A 16,955-nucleotide genomic window follows, 5' to 3' on the forward strand; every position below is an offset into this window, starting at 1 on the left:
TTCTCCTATGGTAGGTTCCTTCTACCGCGCCGCATCTCCAACGTCCAAAGCTTTTGTTGAAGTAGGCCAGAGCGTTAAAGTAGGTGATACTCTGTGTATTATCGAAGCGATGAAGATGATGAACCAAATCCAGTCTGACAAGGCCGGTGTGGTGACACAAATTCTGGTAGAAAACGGCGAGCCGGTTGAGTTTGACCAGCCATTATTTGTGATCGAATAAGTTAAAAGGCAGACTCATGCTAGAAAAAGTACTGATCGCCAACCGGGGTGAAATTGCACTGCGTATTTTACGTGCGTGTAAGGAACTCGGTATCAAAACGGTGGCTGTGCATTCCACAGTAGACCGCAATCTGAAACACGTGCTGCTGGCCGACGAGACCATTTGTATTGGTCCTGCGCCGTCCCCACAAAGTTACTTAAATATTCCTGCGCTGATTGCAGCCGCTGAAGTGACCAATGCCCAGGCGATTCACCCTGGTTATGGTTTCTTAGCTGAACGTGCTGACTTTGCGCAGCAAGTGGAAGAAAGTGGTCTGGTGTTTATCGGCCCACGTCCGGAGTCTATCCGTTTAATGGGTGACAAGGTTTCTGCCATCGAAGCGATGAAAAAAGCCGGTGTACCTTGTGTACCGGGTTCTGACGGCGCAGTCGGCGATGACGACGAAGTCAACAAAGCCATAGCTAAGCGTATTGGTTACCCGATTATCGTTAAAGCCGCTGGTGGTGGTGGTGGTCGTGGTATGCGTGTAGTGCGCAGTGAGGACGAATTAGTCTCCTCTATCGCAATGACCAAAAACGAAGCGGGCGCGGCCTTTGGTAATGACATGGTGTACATGGAAAAATTCCTGGAAAACCCACGTCATATCGAAATTCAGGTGTTGGCGGACGGCCAGGGCAATGCCATTCACTTAGGTGAACGTGACTGTTCTATGCAACGTCGCCACCAGAAAGTGGTAGAAGAAGCGCCAGCTCCGGGCATTACTCAGGAACTGCGTAACTTCATCGGCGGTCGTTGTGTGCAGGCTTGTATCGACCTGAACTACCGTGGTGCTGGTACTTTCGAATTCCTGTTTGAAGACGGCGAGTTTTATTTCATCGAAATGAATACCCGTATTCAGGTAGAACACCCTGTGACAGAGATGATCACTGGTGTCGACTTAATTAAAGAACAGCTGCGCATCGCCTCTGGCATGCCACTGAGCATTAAGCAGTCTGACATTGTGATCCGTGGTCATGCCGTGGAATGCCGTATCAACGCTGAAGATGCCAAGACCTTTATTCCGTCACCAGGCACCATCACCCGCTTCCACCCACCAGGTGGCAACGGTGTGCGTTGGGATTCGCATATTTACGCGGATTACACAGTGCCGCCTAACTACGATTCTATGGTCGGTAAGCTGATCACTTACGGTGAAAACCGTGATATAGCGATAGCCCGTATGCGTAATGCATTAAGCGAACTGTTGGTCGGTGGCATCAAAACCAATATCGAACTGCACAAGCTGATTATGACAGACGAGAACTTCAATAAAGGTGGAACTAACATCCACTATCTTGAACATAAACTCGGTTTAAAATAAGCCTGAAAATGATAAAAATGGGGTCAGATCACATTATTTTTGGATAATGTGATCTGACCCCATTTTCATTTTGATCTGACCCCATTTTTTTTTGCTACAATCCGCGCCAATTTCCAGAAAGTGAAGAGCAACGCCATGCCATGGATCCAATTACGCGTAAACAGCACTGAAAAACAGGCCGAGCAGGTCAGCGATATGCTGATGAGCTGGGGCGCACAAGCTGTCAGTTTTGTCGACGCCAAAGACACCCCGATTTACGAACCTATGCCGGGTGAAGTCTTGTATTGGGAAAATACTGTGGTGGTGGGTCTGTTTGATGCTGAACATAAAATGGACAAAGTAGTTCGCCAGTTAGAAAAAGCCGCCATTTTTAAAAATGGCGTGCAATACAAACTGGAACAACTGGAAGACAAAGACTGGGAAAGAGAATGGATGGATAACTTCCACCCTATTCGTTTTGGCCAAAGATTATGGGTCTGCCCAAGCTGGCGCGACATTCCGGATCCTACTGCCGTCAATGTGATGCTCGACCCTGGCTTGGCTTTTGGTACCGGCACTCACCCAACTACAGCGCTTTGTATGGAATGGCTGGATGCGCAGGAACTGTCGCAGAGTTTAGTGGTCGATTTTGGCTGTGGCTCAGGCATTTTAGGTATTGCAGCATTAAAGCTGGGTGCTAAGCGTGTGGTGGGTATCGATATTGACCCTCAAGCTATTGAATCCAGTCTGGCCAATGCCACCCGTAACGGTGTAGAGCAACAAATTGAGCTGTATTTGCCGAAGGATCAACCTGCTTCATTACACGCCGATGTAGTGGTGGCCAATATTCTGGCAGGCCCACTGGCGGAGTTAAGTGGCATTATCAGCGCTTATGTACGGCCCGGTGGTTTGCTGGCATTGTCAGGTATTCTGGAAAGTCAGGCTCAGTCGGTAATCGATGCTTATTCAGCAGAATTTGAGTTTGACCCCGTGGCGGTTAAAGAAGAATGGGTGCGCTTAACGGCGCGTAAGAAGGTTTAATATCTTATCTATCGGCTAAGTAGTTGGAGTTGCACAGCGGCGCAGTTAACAAAGCTGCGGCTTCGATTACGACTGTTATACAGGCGACCTGCCCGGTCGCCTGTCCTCGAAGACTTCATATCAGTACACCCAACGTTCTGGCAGTATTAAAGCCGCAGCTATATAAGCAACCAGCACCGCTACTGGGAAATATAACGCCATCACCACCACTAAAGCACGGATAACCCAAATCGGCTGATCGTAATAGGCGGCAAAACCTGCACATACACCAGAAATTTTGCGTTTCGCCTTGTTTACAAACCAGGCACTTTTATCATTGTTCCGCATCACATCACTCCCCAACTCTATTAATTACCGCTTTATCCAGCATCCACATCAAACCCGCTAAAGCCCAGACCACCACAATGTTAATCACAATGAGCGACATGTCCTTCTCCTCTATATTTAGCGGCGCCCTTTAGATCTCGTCGGCAGCCCAGCTACCTACAATGCCAAACCACGCTAAAACAACCATCAGTGCTACCATTTCCATTTTAACTTTCCTCAGTTTTATTTCGGTTTTAAATACTTACTATTATTTATCTGTGCTTAGCCGTTAGATTTCGTCTACAGCCCAGCTGCCAACAATACCGAACCAAGCTAATACAACCATCAGTGCTACTATTTCCATTTTGACTTTCCTCAGTTTTCTTTAGGTTTTAAATACTTACTATTATTTATCTGTGCTTAGCCGTTAGATTTCGTCTACAGCCCAGCTGCCAACAATGCCGAACCAAGCTAATACAACCATCAGTGCTGCTATTTCCATTTTGACTCTCCCAAGTATTTGTTAGTGGTTAAATTCATCATCAGCTTCTCTGTTGATATCTATACATTGCAGCTGTTATGCCAACTTAAAAATAAATTATAAATATATGTTTTTTATGATTATTTTTAAGAAAAACCAAAATATCTCGATAGCTCAAATTTCATCCAAAACACAAAAATAGTATTTTTAACCACTTTTTAGTTGATTTAAAAACGTACAATTGTGGCTAAATTCAGGCGCGTAAATGCCGCAGGATGGCGCTAAAGAAGAGTCTGAATAGTGGCAGAAATAAAGGGGGCGACAGGAGCAAACAGGACAACGGAAAAGGATTTAAAAAAACAAAACCCGGTACGACTTAAGACCGGGTTGAGGTAGGAATATCAAAGGGGGGTAATAACCAATGCCAGATCACGGACACTAAGCCAACACTAACAACGGGCAATAAAAACAGCCCCAACAACCCTAATGTTAAGCTCAGCATCCTTAATCCACCTTAGCAACCGCAATCACCGTCTCTTTTTCAGTTTCAGTGTCGCTTACCAGGCTAGTTGCCAGTTCAGCCAAAGCTTTTTGACTTTGTTGCACTATGGCAATTTTTAACTCAGCCATTTGCTGATTCATCAATTCAGCGGCAAAAGTGCTGACAGCTTGTGCATTGACTGAAGGCAGGTTCAGCTCGTTGGCTTGTACGGATGGAGTAGCAGCAAAAGCTGTACTGCTAACAAAAACTAAAGCGGCAAGTGTTTTCATGGTCGTGCTCCTTTAATGAGTAGTGAAGTTCACTAAATCTATTTCAAGGTGCGTGCCATACTGAAAATAATTTTCAAGTCACTGATTTAAATTGATTTATTATGAAATTGGTGGCTCAACCTAAAATTCTAATAAATCGGAAAAACAAAAAAGTGGTGAAATTCACCACTTTTTTGAAGTTTGGTAAGCCGATAATTAAAGCTGAGGCACTTTTTTCAGCGCATCCAGCATCACCTGTGGACCACTACTTGGCAGATGACCTATTTCGCTTAAATGCCTGCGCCACAGACGGGCGCCAGGTACCCCCTGGAACAGACCAAGCATATGCCGTGCTATATGCCAGAAGCGTGCTCCTTGCGCCATTTGACGCTCGATATAAGGTAACATCAACTCCACCACCTGATGTGGTGTGGGCACAGTGCGTGGATTGTTATAAATAGCGGCATCAATTTGTGCCAACATCAAAGGGTTCGCATAGGCTTCACGTCCAACCATAACCCCATCCACGTGCTGCAAATGCGCTAAACAATCTGCCAGCGTTTTAACACCTCCATTAATAGAGATATCTAAATGCGGGAAATCCTTTTTCAACTGATACACCCGTTCGTAATCCAGTGGCGGAATTTCACGGTTTTCCTTCGGACTTAACCCACTTAACCAGGCTTTACGGGCGTGTACGATAAACTGCTTACAGCCTGACTCGGCTATAGTGCCAACAAAGTCGACTAAAAACTGATAGCTGTCCTGATCATCAATCCCAATACGGCTTTTTACTGTAACGGGAATATCCACCACTGCACGCATCTCGTTGATACAAGCAGCGACCAACTCAGGTTTGGCCATCAGGCAAGCACCGAACATACCGTTTTGCACTCTGTCTGAAGGACAGCCTACGTTAATATTAATAGCATCGTAACCCCGTTCCTGACAAAGCTTAGCGCTGTGCGCCATATCTTTAGGATCAGAACCACCCAGCTGCACGACCACAGGGTGTTCTTCTTCATTGAATGCCAGGTAATCACCCTGTCCATAAATGATGGCACCTGTGGTAACCATCTCAGTGTAAAGCACCGCATGTTCCGACAATAATCGATGAAAATAGCGACAATGCTTGTCCGTCCAATCCAGCATAGGAGCAATGGAGAAACGGTGATCGATAATCACAGGCTTTGAAGGTGAAGTAGTCGAACTAGTCATATAACGGCTGCCATCAGTTGATCTGTTACTTTTCGTCGCCCTGAGACCAGGGTGTTGAAAAATCGCGCGAGTATACACCAGAACAGCAGATTTTTCTGCGTAGAACCTTTGAAAAACGCTACAGATTGCTTGCTAAGCACTGGCTTAGTGCGTTGTGCAGTAAGTTAAAGCTATAGCTACTATCATCTGGCACTGCAGCTCACTTTAAGATTGCGCATTGAAATAGCTCAAGCGGGGCTGGAGTGGGCAAACTTATGTGATAAACTGCCGTTATTGCCATGGGAATGAGCTGAGTTATGTCGATTGAATCTTTGGTCACCAGAGCCCGTCATATTTGCGATGTGAACGGTGCACGCTTTACCACTATCCGTGAAAAGGTGTTCCGTTTACTGGCTGGCACACACGGCGGCATTGGCGCTTACGAATTGCTGGAGCAACTCAAAGCAAGTGAACCTGCGGCTAAACCAGCCACAATTTACCGTGCCTTGGACTTTTTGACCGAGCAAGGTTTTATTCATAAAATTGAATCCAGTAATGCTTTTTTGCTGTGTCATCACTTTGAACAACATCATCCGGCGCAGTTATTGATTTGCGATCAATGTGGCCATGTGGACGAATTACACTCGTCCCCATTACAGCAAGAATTTGTAAAATTAGCCTCAGAAAAAGGCTTTTTAATTCAAAGACAAACTGTGGAAGCTCATGGAAGTTGTCAAAGCTGTCTGAAAAAAGCGTGAAATGGCTGAATCCGCTTGACGCATTCGGGTCTGACTGGCTATTTTAGTGAGCATAATTGAACAAAATTGCAAAAAAATTGGAAAAATTCATACCAAAACAATAAGCTAGACTTGTGTTATACGTCATAGCCACCTAACCTTGAAGTTGGCAATGCAATCAGGTCCAGACTCTGAACAGGCTAATTAAATGAATGTTGAGTATGTAAATCCGTTTCTCTCTTCGTTAGTCAATGTGTTAGGCACCATGGCCAATACCAAAATTGTGCCTGGTCAACCCAGATTAAAGAAAGACGAACAGGCGCGCGGTGAAGTATCAGGTTTGATTGGTATGATAGGCCCTACTACCAAAGGGTCGTTCTCAGTCACCTTTGAAGAATCTTTAGCGCTGGAAATTATGTCCAGAATGTTGGGTGAACGACCTGACAGTATTAACGAAGAAGTCACAGACATGGTGGGTGAAATCACCAATATGGTGACTGGCGGTGCTAAACGTATTCTGGGTGAGAAAGGCCACGAATTCAGTATGGCAACACCTGTTGTCGTATCAGGCAAAGGCCACACTATTACCCACAAGACGACTGGCGCGAAAATTCTGATGCCCTTTGATTCAGATTTCGGCAAAGTTTTTATTGAAGTCAGCTTCGACGAATAAGATAAAAATGGGGTCAGATCACATTGTTAACAGTTAACAATGTGATCTGACCCCATTTTTATTTCAGATAACGGAATTCAACTCTGCTGGTGATATTACACAGCAGCTCGTAAGGAATGGTCTGCACCCGCTCTGCGATTTCTTCGACAGGTAAATCAGCGCCCCATAACAATACTTCATCACCAATCTGTACATCGGCATGGCCGATATCGACACTGGTCATATCCATTGAAACACGGCCTACTATTGGATAGCGCTGACCTTTAATCAGTACAGGACAGCCATTGCTGGCCGCTCGTGGATAACCATCGCCATAACCTACGGCCACTACAGCTAAGCGGGTGTCAGCTGGCGCAGTCCAGGTGCCACCATAGCCCACTTTATCGCCCTGCTTCACCTCACGCACTGCAATAACGCTGCTGCTAAAGCTCATCACGGCTTTTAATTGATGCTGTTCTGCCCTGCCCTGCTCCATAGGCGAAACACCGTACAAAGCCAAACCAGGACGGATCCATTGACCATGGCTTTGTGGCCAGGCCAGAGTGCCAGCAGAATTGGCCAGGCAATGTTCACCCGCCAAACCTTCGACCGTTTTCATAAAGAGATCAATTTGCTGTTGGGTACTATCCACATCCGGTTCGTCGGCGCTGGCAAAGTGCGTCATCAGGCGCATCGGCTGTATCACATTAGGGCATTGACTAAGCTTTTGATAAGCATCCAGAAACTCTTCTGGCAATAAACCTAAACGGTGCATACCGCTGTCCATTTTCAACCAGACATGCACAGGCGAATCCAGTTCAGCAGCCACTAAAGCTTCAACCTGACTTGGATGGTGCACTACGACCTGTAAGTTACTGGCAACCACTTGTGGCAGCTCGTCGGCATGGAAAAAACCTTCCAGCAGTACTATAGGTTTGACTATACCGCCAGCGCGCAGCATCAAAGCTTCATCAATACGGGCCACACCAAAAGCACTGGCATCTTTCAGTTGTTCAGCTACTTTCAGTAACCCATGGCCATAAGCGTTGGCTTTCAGCACTGCCAACACTTTACTATCAGGAGCTGCAGCACGCAGCTGCTGTAAATTATGCAATAAGGCTGCTAAATCAATACGGGCCTGCGGACGGCGACTCATTAATACTCGTCCTCAAAACGGGCTGTGCCTGCATAATTGTCAAAACGTGAATAACGACCATGGAAAGTCAGGCGAATACGACCTATAGGACCGTTACGTTGTTTACCTATGATGACTTCGGCAGTACCTTTATCCGGGCTGTCATCGTGATAGACCTCGTCACGGTAGATAAACATAATTAAGTCGGCGTCCTGCTCAATAGAACCGGATTCACGTAAGTCGGAGTTAACTGGCCGCTTGTCAGCACGTTGTTCCAAACTACGGTTTAGCTGTGATAAAGCCACCACAGGCACTTTTAACTCTTTGGCTAAAGCTTTGAGTGAACGCGAAATTTCGGCAATTTCTAAAGTCCGGTTTTCCGATAAACCCGGTACTGTCATCAGCTGCAGGTAGTCGACCATGATCATACTCAGACCACCGTGTTCACGGGCGACCCGACGGGCACGGGAACGCACTTCCGTAGGTGTTAAGCCCGAGGCGTCATCGATATACATTTTGCCTTTGCTGTTCAGCAATTCGATGGCCGAAGATAAACGCGCCCAATCTTCGTCATCCAGCTGACCTGTCCGCACTTTGGTTTGGTCAATACGGCCTAAAGACGCCAGCATCCTCATCATAATTTGTTCGGACGGCATCTCTAAGCTGAAAATAAGCACAGGTTTGTCGCTGGTGATAGCTGCGTGTTCACATAGGTTCATCGCAAAAGTGGTTTTGCCCATAGAAGGTCGGGCCGCAACTATGATCAGATCGGACGGCTGCATGCCGTTGGTCATTTTATCCAGATCCATATAACCGGTGGAGACCCCTGTCAAACCACCTGAACTAGGGTTGCGGAACAGCTCGTCAATTTTATCTATGGTTTTCGACAAAATGCTGTTGATAGGTTCGGGGCCTTCATTCGAGTTAGCGCGCTGCTCAGCAATTTTAAAGACTTTAGTTTCAGCAAAATCTAATAGCTCAGCGCTGTTGCGGCCTTGCGGGTCGTAACCTGCATCGGCAATGTCGTGTGCTACAGCTATCATATCCCGCACCACAGCGCGTTCACGCACTATCTCGGCATAGGCGAGTATATTGGCGGCACTTGGGGTGTTTTTTGCAATCTCGCCTAAATAGGCAAAACCACCTACGTCGGCCAGTTGCTGATTACGCTCTAAATCTTCGGATACCGTAATTAAGTCGATCGGCTGGTTAGCTTCAGCCACCCGTGACATAGCGGAGAAAATAAAGCGATGTGAACGTAAATAAAAATCCTGCTCAACCACTTTTTCTGAGACTTTGTCCCAGGCATCATTATCCAGCATCAAGCCACCCAGTACGGATTGCTCGGCTTCGATGGAATGTGGCGGCATTTTTACCGCAGCGACTTGTTTGTCTCTTTGCTTATTATCCATAACACCAGAAGTTCTAGAAATTGCGACAGGCTTGTATACCCACGGCATAGCAGCTCTGCATGGGAGCGATAGCCTACCATTAAAGCATGTAAATACCCAAGTAACTTCAAGATGCAGAATTCAGCGGGCTGATAAAAGCGCTTTTAGACCCGCCCTTATAGGAATCGCTGGGCGATTGCACTGCGGTGTTAGCCTGTCTCACAAGGTAGTCGACATTGCTTCGCCAAGCTGCCTTGCATTGCAAGCGCCCAACGGCTCTGAAACTCGCATCTTGAGGTCACCTGGGTATAACAGTTTGGAAAAATCAGTAAAGCGGAATTTTTTTAACTTATAACGGAAGGGACTGCGGAAGGAATTGGGCACACAAAACTGTGTGCCCAAAAGGCCTATTAAGCCTCAGCAACCACTACTACTTTGATAGTAGCTGTTACTTCTGCGTGTAACTGCAGTGCGATGTTGAATTCGCCAGTTTCACGGATAGTACCGTTAGGTAACTTCACTTCTGCTTTCGTTACTGCAACACCTGCAGCAGTGATAGCATCAGCGATATCGCGTGTACCAACTGAACCGAACAACTTGCCTTCGTCACCAGCTTTAGAAGCTAAAGTCACTTCAGCCAGAGCAGCGATTTTCTCAGCACGAGCTTGAGAAGCTGCTAAAGTTTCAGCCAGTTTGGCTTCTAACTCAGCACGACGCTGTTCAAATTTTTCGATGTTAGCTTTGGTCGCTGGAACTGCTTTTCCTTGTGGGAATAAGAAGTTACGAGCATAACCAGATTTAACAGTTACGTTGTCGCCTAAACCACCCAGGTTAGCGACTTTGTCCAACAGAATAATTTCCATTGTAATACCCTCTCTGTATACGGTTTAACCAGTCGCTGCTTAGCTGTGTGAATCGCTGTATGGTAACAAGGCCAGGTAGCGGGCGCGTTTGATAGCGCGAGCTAATTGACGTTGATACTTAGCGCTGGTACCAGTGATACGGCTTGGGACAATTTTGCCACTTTCAGTGACATAATTTTTTAACGTAGCTGTATCTTTGTAATCGATCTCAATCACGCCTTCTGCAGAGAAACGGCAGAATTTACGGCGACGGAAATAACGAGCCATGAAATTTCTCCTAACTTAATATTTCAATCTGTTGGGCATGCAACACCAGTTTAGACTGACCGCTGCGGCTCTGATGACGGTTTAAAAAACCTGACACCCGAACTTTGTTTCCCAGTTTCAAATTGTGAGTTTGTTGCGCTAACCCGGCTCCGGCACAGACTACTTGTAGTCTGACATAAGCCTGACGGTTAAAACCGGCTTCCTGCTGCACCGATTGGTGCTCAATCACTAAATAACTGTGAGGAATACCGGCCGGACTTTCGCTGTGGTCGACTTGACGGCAGATAGTGCCAGTCACGACCAGGCTATTGTCCATCTGCAAATTACTCGTCGTTTGCTACCAGCTCATCTGAATCACGAGGAGCACGGTCACGACGTTCTTCACGTACCTTGGCCATTGGTGATGGCTCAGTCACGGCAGTGTTAGTGCGCATGATCAGGTTACGCAATACAGCGTCGTTGAAGCGGAAGTTAGTTTCCAGCTCGTCAATTACTGCCTGTGGCGCTTCTACGTTCATCAGAACATAGTGAGCTTTGTGCAGCTTTTCGATTGGATAAGCTAATTGACGACGGCCCCAGTCTTCTAAGCGGTGAATTGAACCACCAGCTTCTTTGATCGCGCCAGTGTAACGCTCGATCATTCCTGGAACTTGTTCACTTTGATCTGGGTGAACCATAAACACGATTTCGTAATGACGCATTGTAGCTCCTTACGGTTAGTTAGCCTCGGGTGAGCTCGACCAGACTCGCATAGAGGCAAGGAACGTTCTGGATGGTCGAAGGGGCGGTATTCTAGGGGTTTCTTGCTGTTAAAACAAGCAGCAGCACAGATTTTTATCAGGCTATGGCCTCAATTTTCCGGGGATATTGCTATTTTTCACAAAAGCCCCCATAACATTTTCAACTGAGCAAGAAATACACAGGAATAAAGCCATGAGTTTCAGAACAGAACGCGACAGTATGGGTGAAGTGCAATTGCCGGCAGATGCCTTATATCAGGCGCAAACTCAACGTGCTTTGGATAACTTTCAAATCAGCACTTTGACTATGCCGCCGTCTTTTATCAAAGCTGTACTGCGGGTCAAACAAGCCGCTGCTGCCGCTAACCTTGAGTTGAAGTTACTGCAACCAGAGATTGCTGCAGCTATTCATAAAGCGACAGAACAGCAACTGCTTGAACTGGATATGGCGCACTACCCTATAGACCTGTTTCAGACCGGCTCAGGCACCAGCACCAATATGAATGTGAATGAAGTGCTGGCTACCTTAGCAAGCACAAGCTCAGGCCAGACTATCAGTCCTAACGATCATATTAATCTCGGCCAAAGCAGTAATGATGTGATCCCAACAGCTATTCATTTAAGCGCGGCGCTCGCTAATCATCAATTGATTGGGACACTTACTCAGCTCGAAGCCATCATAGTGACTAAAGCAAAGGAGATTGGTTTTATCGTCAAAACAGGGCGCACACATTTGATGGATGCGATGCCTGTGACTTTTGCACAGGTGTTATCCGGCTGGCAGGCTCAAATCGCCCATGCACGTCAGCAACTGGAGTTCGCTCAGCAACAGGTATTGGCATTAGCTCAGGGCGGCACTGCGGTAGGAACAGGAGTGAACGCGCATCCGGAATTTGCTGCCTTGTTTTGTCAAAAGCTCAGTAGCCAAACAGGTTTAAAATTCAAACCCAGCTCTAACTTCTTTTTCAGTTTAGGCTCGCAAGACTCTATTGTAGCTTTATCAGGCGCGACCAAAGTGCTGGCTGTGGCTTTAATGAAAATAGCCAATGACTTACGCTGGATGAATTCAGGCCCGCTGGCAGGTTTAGGCGAAATTGCCCTGCCAGCTTTGCAACCAGGCTCCTCCATTATGCCGGGTAAAGTGAATCCGGTGATCCCTGAAGCTGTGGCCATGGTGGCGGCTCAGGTGATTGGCAACGATGCCACTGTTACTGTGGCTGGCCAGTCGGGTAACTTTGAGCTCAATGTGATGTTGCCCGTCATAGCCCATAACATCTTACAAAGCCTGGAGCTGTTAAGTTCGGCAAGTTCTGCTTTAGGCGAAAAAGCCATAGCGGGTTTTACAGTGCAAACAGACAAGATAAACGAAGCATTGTCGCGTAATCCTATTCTGGTCACAGCACTCAATCCATTGATTGGCTATCTAAAAGCGGCAGATATTGCCAAGCAGGCGTACAAAGAAAAGCGTCCTGTGATAGATGTGGCAGTGGAACAAACCAGTTACAGCAGAGCAGAGTTAGAAAAGTTATTAGATCCAGCCCTTTTAAGTCAGGGTTAACACTTAAAATGGGGTCAGATCACATTAGTTATGCGTAACTTATGTGATCTGACCCCATTTTATTACTGTCGCTGACGCACAGCTTCAAATAAACAGATACCGGTCGCGACCGATACGTTTAAGCTGGAGACCGAGCCAAACATGGGGATCTTCATCAGCGAATCACAATGCTCTCGGGTCAGACGGCGTAAACCATCGCCTTCAGCGCCCATAGCGATCGCCAAAGGGCCATTGAGCTTGGTCTGATAAATGGTAGTTTCAGTTTCACCAGCCGCACCTACCACCCAAATACCTGCGTCTTTTAATTCACGGATAGTACGGGCTAAGTTAGTCACCGTAATAAAAGGCACTACTTCAGCAGCACCACAAGCCACTTTACGCACCACAGGAGTCACTTTGACTGAACGGTCTTTAGGAGCGACCACTGCATGCACTCCAGCCGCATCAGCACTACGTAAAATAGCACCTAAGTTATGTGGGTCGGTAATGCCATCTAAAATCAGAATAAAAGGACTGGATTGCTCAGAGACAATGCGGGCTAAATCCTGTTCGGTGCCGGTTTGCTGAGCGCGGGCTCTGGCCACTACGCCCTGATGCTGCGCGCCATTGACCTTTTCATCCAAAGCTTTGCGGTTGCAGTACTGCACTGACACGCCAAAATCACGGGCGAATTTCAGCAAAGGCTGTAAACGCTGATCGTCTTTGTCTTTTAAGATAAAAAGTTCAAGAACATCTTCCGGCGCACGTTCAAATAACGCACTTACCGCATGAATACCAAATACAAAATCTGCGCTCATCGCAACCTCAATTGAAATAGCAAAGCCCGGTAACACCGGGCTTTGGTTTAACTGTTGGCTAGTGTAACAAAAACACCAACTTCTTGCTGTTGTTACTTAGCTACTTACGCTTACGCGGTGCTTTACCGGGTCTTGGACCAGCAGGGCTTTTAGCCGCTGGTTTTTTCGCTGCAGGCTTTTTACCCGCTGGTTTCTTGCCCGCTTTAGCTGGAGCAGTTTGTTCAATTCCGGCTTTGCGGGCGCCTTTTTTGCGCATCGAGGCTTTTTCTTCCGCTGGTGTCATAGCGGCTTTTTTACTGGCACTGATTTTACGATTGGAGGTCGTGCGTTTTTCCATACCCACTATGCCCAAATCAATTTTGCGGGCTTCCAGATTCACCGCCAGCACTTTGACTTCAATCAGATCGCCCATTCGATATTGCACATTGCTATGCTCACCACGAAGCACCTGACGCTCAGTATCAAAGTGGTAGTAATCATTCTGAAGCGAAGTGACATGCACTAAACCTTCGATATAAAGATCTGTGATCCGGACAAACAAACCAAAGTTTGTCACAGTCGACACCACACCTTTGAAACTGTCGCCAATATGATCCTGCATGTACTCACATTTCAGCCAGTCCGCAACTTCACGGGTTGCATCGTCAGCACGGCGCTCTGTCATCGAACATTGTTCACCCAAAGGATGAATTTGTTTTTCAGTATAGCCTTTAGGCCCAGTCACTTTCTGACCCTGAGTTTGCAAAATGGCTTTAATAGCACGGTGCAACACCAGATCCGGATAACGACGAATAGGCGAGGTAAAGTGCGCATACGCTTCTAACGCCAGACCAAAATGCCCCAGGTTATCGCCCTGATACACTGCCTGCTTCATCGACCGCAACATAGTGGTTTCAATCAGCTCTTTATCCGGCCTGTCCTGCAGTTTTTGCAAAGTCAGCATCAGATCCAAAGGTGTGGGTTCCACTGGCAGATTGGCTTCAATACCTAACTCAGCCAGGAACCGTCTGAAGTTGGCAAAACGATCACCATCCGGACGCTCATGCACACGGAACAGGGCAAAAGCCTCATGTTTTTCTATCAGTTTAGCAGCCGACACGTTGGCTAAAATCATACATTCTTCGATGATCTTATGTGCTTCGTTACGGTGAATTGGCACTATCTGCTCAATTTTACGATGACTGTTAAAGATAAAACGAGTTTCCACCGTCTCAAATTCAATAGCACCACGTTCAGCCCGTACTTTCGCCATTTGTTTATACAGCGAATACAGGTTGTCGATATTGGTTAAGTTGGCTTCGTACTGCTGCCGTAACTTTGGATCGCCTTCTAAAATAGCGTGAACCTTGTTGTACGTCAGACGGGCACTGGAATGCATCACAGCTTCATAAAACTGGTAACCGTCCAGTTTGCCTTGTTTGCTGATATGCATTTCAGCGACAAAACAAAGCCGGTCTGTATGCGGATTCAGTGAACATAAACCGTTGGATAACACTTCAGGCAGCATGGGGACTACGTGATCCGGGAAGTACACCGAGTTACCACGGTCCAGCGCTTCTTTATCCAGTGGAGTATCAGGCAATACATAAGCACTTACGTCCGCAATAGCGACCCATAAATGCCAGCCGCCATCGGCTTTACGTTCACAGTAGACCGCGTCATCGAAGTCACGGGCATCTTCACCATCTATAGTAATTAAACCCAATTGCGTCAGGTCAACACGCCCAGCTTTGGCTTCTTCCGGTACTTCTGTGCCATAACCCGCCACTTGCTGTTCAACAGCTTTAGAAAACTCGTGGGGGATCTGGTGGTTACGAATAGCGATTTCGATTTCCATACCAGGCGCCATATGTTCGCCCAGCACTTCAATCACCTTACCTACCGCATTGACTCTTTTGCTTGGACGTTGGCTGATTTCCACCAACACCACCTGACCATGACGGGCTGCACCTTCTTCACCTGGTGGTATCACAATGTCCTGGCTCAAACGCGGATCGTCCGGTACCACAACACCTAAAGCGAAATCTTTAAAGTAGCGGCCCACTATAGGTTCATTACGTGGTTCTAAAATGCGGACTATACGGGCTTCGATTTTGTCGCGGCTGGAAAAATCGCTTTTTGATGCCAGCACCACGTCGCCATGCAGCAGACGTTTCATTTCAAAATTAGGGATAAACCAGTCTGGCCCACCTTGTTCCAGCTTTAAGAAGCCAAACCCATCGCGGTGACCTAATACTGTACCTTTGACTAAATCCAGGTCGTCAACCAGACCATAACGTTTGCTTTTGTTAAACAGCAACTGGCCGTCACGTTCCATGGCACGTAGACGTTTTTTTAGCGCAAACAGCGCTTCATCGTCTGTCAGCTTTAATTCAGCGGCTAACTCTTCAAAGTAGGCAGGTTGTTGCCGCTGCTTTAAGTGTTCGAGGATAAATTCCCGACTTGGGATGGGGTTTTCATATTTTTCTTGCTCACGCGCAAGATGCGGATCTTTGACCGTCATGTTTTCTCTTTTTCACTAATTCAGCCTGCAGTGTAGCAGTCGCAGGTGAATTTTTCACTACAATGGCTTTTTAGCCCTCGTTAGCACAGCACCAGGCATTTTTTTGGCCAACTGAGCTAACAGCTGTTGCACCTCTTGGTGCGTTTTTGTGTCGGCGATCACTGAGTGATGCAGCCAACGGTAACAATCTTCCATATCCAATGGACTGGCGTCGCCTTTGATTAACATTTGGGCAAACCGTATTTGCGCTTTTAAATTGCCTAATCCTGCGGCTTCACGCAGATAGACGACAGCTTTGCTATTGTCCTGCTGCACAAAACGGCCAATGTGATAATAACGCCCTACTTGCTCTAATGCTTCAGGTAATCCCTGAGAGGCGGCTTGTTGCATTAAATCCCAGCCACGTTCGACGTCTTTTTTCACGCAAACACCAAAAGCCAACATATCTCCGTACAAAAACTGATAAGCTGGCACTTTCATCACGTCTGCTCTGGCCTGTATATCGCTGACCAGTTGACACTCGTCTTTTTGTACTCGCTGCAAATGGGTGTTTTGTTTAATTAAATCCAGCAGTTCATCCTGAGTATAAAGTTGCACTACAGCCACTTCCTGAGCTCTCAGAGGTGAATGTAACAGCAAAAGAACTGAACTTAAGACTAAAAAACCAAACTTCATAATTACCCCAGGCTATAGCCATTCATCTGTACATACTCGGATAAAATCTATACAAAAATCAGGCCATCGCAAAAGACAGTGTTCTGACACCAGCATATCCTGTTTAGTTCGCAGAGCAAAATAGCTCCTGCCCCCGGATAACAAAAAGGTCGGGAACCTTTTTCACTCACATCATCCATGACGTTCGCCTTCGGCAGCTAAAGCTGTGCAAAACGGCTATCCTGCCGTTTTATCACTCACATCATCCATGACGTTCGCCTTCGGCAGCTAAAGCTGTGCAAAACGGCTATCCTGCCGTTTTAT

19 protein-coding genes are annotated in these 16,955 nt (G+C 46.8%); 6 read left to right on the forward strand and 13 right to left on the reverse strand.

Annotated elements, in window-relative coordinates:
* The 3 genes from accB to prmA form a co-directional block, all read left to right on the forward strand.
* Window positions 1-220 (forward strand): acetyl-CoA carboxylase biotin carboxyl carrier protein (gene accB, locus LDL40_RS14920; RefSeq protein ID WP_300996219.1); only part of this gene is annotated, 220 nt, incomplete at its 5' end.
* Between the two features lie 16 nt (window positions 221-236).
* Window positions 237-1,580, forward strand: coding sequence for an acetyl-CoA carboxylase biotin carboxylase subunit (accC, locus tag LDL40_RS14925; RefSeq protein ID WP_300996220.1), 1,344 nt, complete (start codon window positions 237-239; stop codon window positions 1,578-1,580).
* A gap of 135 nt (window positions 1,581-1,715) precedes the next feature.
* Window positions 1,716-2,600, forward strand: a complete 885-nt coding sequence (gene prmA / locus LDL40_RS14930; protein WP_300996221.1) for a 50S ribosomal protein L11 methyltransferase — start codon at window positions 1,716-1,718, stop codon at window positions 2,598-2,600.
* A gap of 120 nt (window positions 2,601-2,720) precedes the next feature.
* Here prmA and LDL40_RS14935 read toward each other — a convergent pair whose 3' ends face one another.
* From LDL40_RS14935 to dusA, 4 genes are all read right to left on the reverse strand, one after another.
* Window positions 2,721-2,927 (reverse strand): PspC domain-containing protein, encoded by a 207-nt coding sequence (locus LDL40_RS14935; protein WP_300996222.1) that lies wholly within the window; start codon window positions 2,925-2,927, stop codon window positions 2,721-2,723.
* Window positions 2,928-3,763: 836 nt separating this feature from the next.
* The gene (locus tag LDL40_RS14940) at window positions 3,764-3,889 is read right to left on the reverse strand and encodes a hypothetical protein (protein WP_300996223.1); all 126 of its coding nucleotides are present in this window, start codon (window positions 3,887-3,889) and stop codon (window positions 3,764-3,766) included.
* Window positions 3,890-3,891: 2 nt separating this feature from the next.
* A complete protein-coding gene (locus tag LDL40_RS14945) occupies window positions 3,892-4,158 on the reverse strand; it encodes a hypothetical protein (RefSeq protein ID WP_300996224.1) in 267 nt (88 codons plus the stop codon).
* 195 nt (window positions 4,159-4,353) lie between these two features.
* Window positions 4,354-5,355: a tRNA dihydrouridine(20/20a) synthase DusA gene (dusA, locus tag LDL40_RS14950; RefSeq protein ID WP_300996225.1), complete on the reverse strand. Its 1,002-nt coding sequence runs from the start codon at window positions 5,353-5,355 to the stop codon at window positions 4,354-4,356.
* Between the two features lie 296 nt (window positions 5,356-5,651).
* Here dusA and LDL40_RS14955 point away from each other — a divergent pair, with 296 nt between their 5' ends.
* Together LDL40_RS14955 and LDL40_RS14960 are read left to right on the forward strand one after the other, a co-directional pair.
* Window positions 5,652-6,092, forward strand: a complete 441-nt coding sequence (locus LDL40_RS14955; RefSeq protein WP_300996226.1) for a transcriptional repressor — start codon at window positions 5,652-5,654, stop codon at window positions 6,090-6,092.
* 187 nt (window positions 6,093-6,279) lie between these two features.
* On the forward strand, window positions 6,280-6,744 hold the full coding sequence (locus LDL40_RS14960; protein ID WP_300996227.1) for a chemotaxis protein CheX: 465 nt from the start codon (window positions 6,280-6,282) through the stop codon (window positions 6,742-6,744).
* 58 nt (window positions 6,745-6,802) lie between these two features.
* Here LDL40_RS14960 and alr read toward each other — a convergent pair whose 3' ends face one another.
* The 6 genes from alr to rpsF all read right to left on the reverse strand — a co-directional run bounded on the left by alr (window position 6,803) and on the right by rpsF (window position 11,080).
* Window positions 6,803-7,879: an alanine racemase gene (gene alr, locus LDL40_RS14965; protein ID WP_300996229.1), complete on the reverse strand. Its 1,077-nt coding sequence runs from the start codon at window positions 7,877-7,879 to the stop codon at window positions 6,803-6,805.
* A complete protein-coding gene (dnaB, locus tag LDL40_RS14970) occupies window positions 7,879-9,270 on the reverse strand; it encodes a replicative DNA helicase (RefSeq protein WP_300996230.1) in 1,392 nt (463 codons plus the stop codon). The genes alr and dnaB overlap by 1 nt, the downstream gene beginning before the upstream one ends.
* 389 nt (window positions 9,271-9,659) lie before the next feature.
* Window positions 9,660-10,112 (reverse strand): 50S ribosomal protein L9, encoded by a 453-nt coding sequence (gene rplI / locus LDL40_RS14975; protein WP_300996231.1) that lies wholly within the window; start codon window positions 10,110-10,112, stop codon window positions 9,660-9,662.
* 39 nt (window positions 10,113-10,151) lie between these two features.
* A complete protein-coding gene (gene rpsR, locus LDL40_RS14980) occupies window positions 10,152-10,379 on the reverse strand; it encodes a 30S ribosomal protein S18 (RefSeq protein ID WP_008899548.1) in 228 nt (75 codons plus the stop codon).
* A gap of 10 nt (window positions 10,380-10,389) precedes the next feature.
* Window positions 10,390-10,695 (reverse strand): primosomal replication protein N, encoded by a 306-nt coding sequence (priB, locus tag LDL40_RS14985; protein ID WP_127020188.1) that lies wholly within the window; start codon window positions 10,693-10,695, stop codon window positions 10,390-10,392.
* Between the two features lie 7 nt (window positions 10,696-10,702).
* Complete coding sequence (rpsF, locus tag LDL40_RS14990) at window positions 10,703-11,080, reverse strand: 30S ribosomal protein S6 (RefSeq protein WP_046520104.1); 378 nt, start codon at window positions 11,078-11,080, stop codon at window positions 10,703-10,705.
* A gap of 232 nt (window positions 11,081-11,312) precedes the next feature.
* Here rpsF and LDL40_RS14995 point away from each other — a divergent pair, with 232 nt between their 5' ends.
* Window positions 11,313-12,677 (forward strand): lyase family protein, encoded by a 1,365-nt coding sequence (locus LDL40_RS14995; RefSeq protein ID WP_300996232.1) that lies wholly within the window; start codon window positions 11,313-11,315, stop codon window positions 12,675-12,677.
* Between the two features lie 62 nt (window positions 12,678-12,739).
* On the opposite strand, the gene rlmB is transcribed toward LDL40_RS14995, so the two are convergent.
* The 3 genes from rlmB to LDL40_RS15010 all read right to left on the reverse strand — a co-directional run bounded on the left by rlmB (window position 12,740) and on the right by LDL40_RS15010 (window position 16,652).
* Complete coding sequence (rlmB, locus tag LDL40_RS15000) at window positions 12,740-13,474, reverse strand: 23S rRNA (guanosine(2251)-2'-O)-methyltransferase RlmB (RefSeq protein ID WP_300996234.1); 735 nt, start codon at window positions 13,472-13,474, stop codon at window positions 12,740-12,742.
* A gap of 100 nt (window positions 13,475-13,574) precedes the next feature.
* Complete coding sequence (gene rnr / locus LDL40_RS15005) at window positions 13,575-15,977, reverse strand: ribonuclease R (RefSeq protein WP_300996235.1); 2,403 nt, start codon at window positions 15,975-15,977, stop codon at window positions 13,575-13,577.
* A gap of 57 nt (window positions 15,978-16,034) precedes the next feature.
* Window positions 16,035-16,652 (reverse strand): tetratricopeptide repeat protein, encoded by a 618-nt coding sequence (locus LDL40_RS15010; RefSeq protein WP_300996236.1) that lies wholly within the window; start codon window positions 16,650-16,652, stop codon window positions 16,035-16,037.
* Between the last annotated feature and the right edge of the window lie 303 nt (window positions 16,653-16,955).

The sequence above is a fragment of the Rheinheimera sp. genome (genome assembly GCF_020217005.1).
In the GTDB taxonomy this organism is placed as follows: domain Bacteria; phylum Pseudomonadota; class Gammaproteobacteria; order Enterobacterales; family Alteromonadaceae; genus Pararheinheimera.

Bases quoted from the DNA above. Each gene is read 5' to 3' on its own strand.
- accC (WP_300996220.1), top strand. From the start codon at position 237: ATGCTAGAAAAAGTACTGATCGCCAACCGGGGTGAAATTGCACTGCGT.
- prmA (WP_300996221.1), top strand. From the start codon at position 1,716: ATGCCATGGATCCAATTACGCGTAAACAGCACTGAAAAACAGGCCGAG.
- LDL40_RS14935 (WP_300996222.1), bottom strand. From the start codon at position 2,927: ATGCGGAACAATGATAAAAGTGCCTGGTTTGTAAACAAGGCGAAACGC.
- LDL40_RS14940 (WP_300996223.1), bottom strand. From the start codon at position 3,889: ATGCTGAGCTTAACATTAGGGTTGTTGGGGCTGTTTTTATTGCCCGTT.
- LDL40_RS14945 (WP_300996224.1), bottom strand. From the start codon at position 4,158: ATGAAAACACTTGCCGCTTTAGTTTTTGTTAGCAGTACAGCTTTTGCT.
- dusA (WP_300996225.1), bottom strand. From the start codon at position 5,355: ATGACTAGTTCGACTACTTCACCTTCAAAGCCTGTGATTATCGATCAC.
- LDL40_RS14955 (WP_300996226.1), top strand. From the start codon at position 5,652: ATGTCGATTGAATCTTTGGTCACCAGAGCCCGTCATATTTGCGATGTG.
- LDL40_RS14960 (WP_300996227.1), top strand. From the start codon at position 6,280: ATGAATGTTGAGTATGTAAATCCGTTTCTCTCTTCGTTAGTCAATGTG.
- alr (WP_300996229.1), bottom strand. From the start codon at position 7,879: ATGAGTCGCCGTCCGCAGGCCCGTATTGATTTAGCAGCCTTATTGCAT.
- dnaB (WP_300996230.1), bottom strand. From the start codon at position 9,270: ATGGATAATAAGCAAAGAGACAAACAAGTCGCTGCGGTAAAAATGCCG.
- rplI (WP_300996231.1), bottom strand. From the start codon at position 10,112: ATGGAAATTATTCTGTTGGACAAAGTCGCTAACCTGGGTGGTTTAGGC.
- rpsR (WP_008899548.1), bottom strand. From the start codon at position 10,379: ATGGCTCGTTATTTCCGTCGCCGTAAATTCTGCCGTTTCTCTGCAGAA.
- priB (WP_127020188.1), bottom strand. From the start codon at position 10,695: ATGGACAATAGCCTGGTCGTGACTGGCACTATCTGCCGTCAAGTCGAC.
- rpsF (WP_046520104.1), bottom strand. From the start codon at position 11,080: ATGCGTCATTACGAAATCGTGTTTATGGTTCACCCAGATCAAAGTGAA.
- LDL40_RS14995 (WP_300996232.1), top strand. From the start codon at position 11,313: ATGAGTTTCAGAACAGAACGCGACAGTATGGGTGAAGTGCAATTGCCG.
- rlmB (WP_300996234.1), bottom strand. From the start codon at position 13,474: ATGAGCGCAGATTTTGTATTTGGTATTCATGCGGTAAGTGCGTTATTT.
- rnr (WP_300996235.1), bottom strand. From the start codon at position 15,977: ATGACGGTCAAAGATCCGCATCTTGCGCGTGAGCAAGAAAAATATGAA.
- LDL40_RS15010 (WP_300996236.1), bottom strand. From the start codon at position 16,652: ATGAAGTTTGGTTTTTTAGTCTTAAGTTCAGTTCTTTTGCTGTTACAT.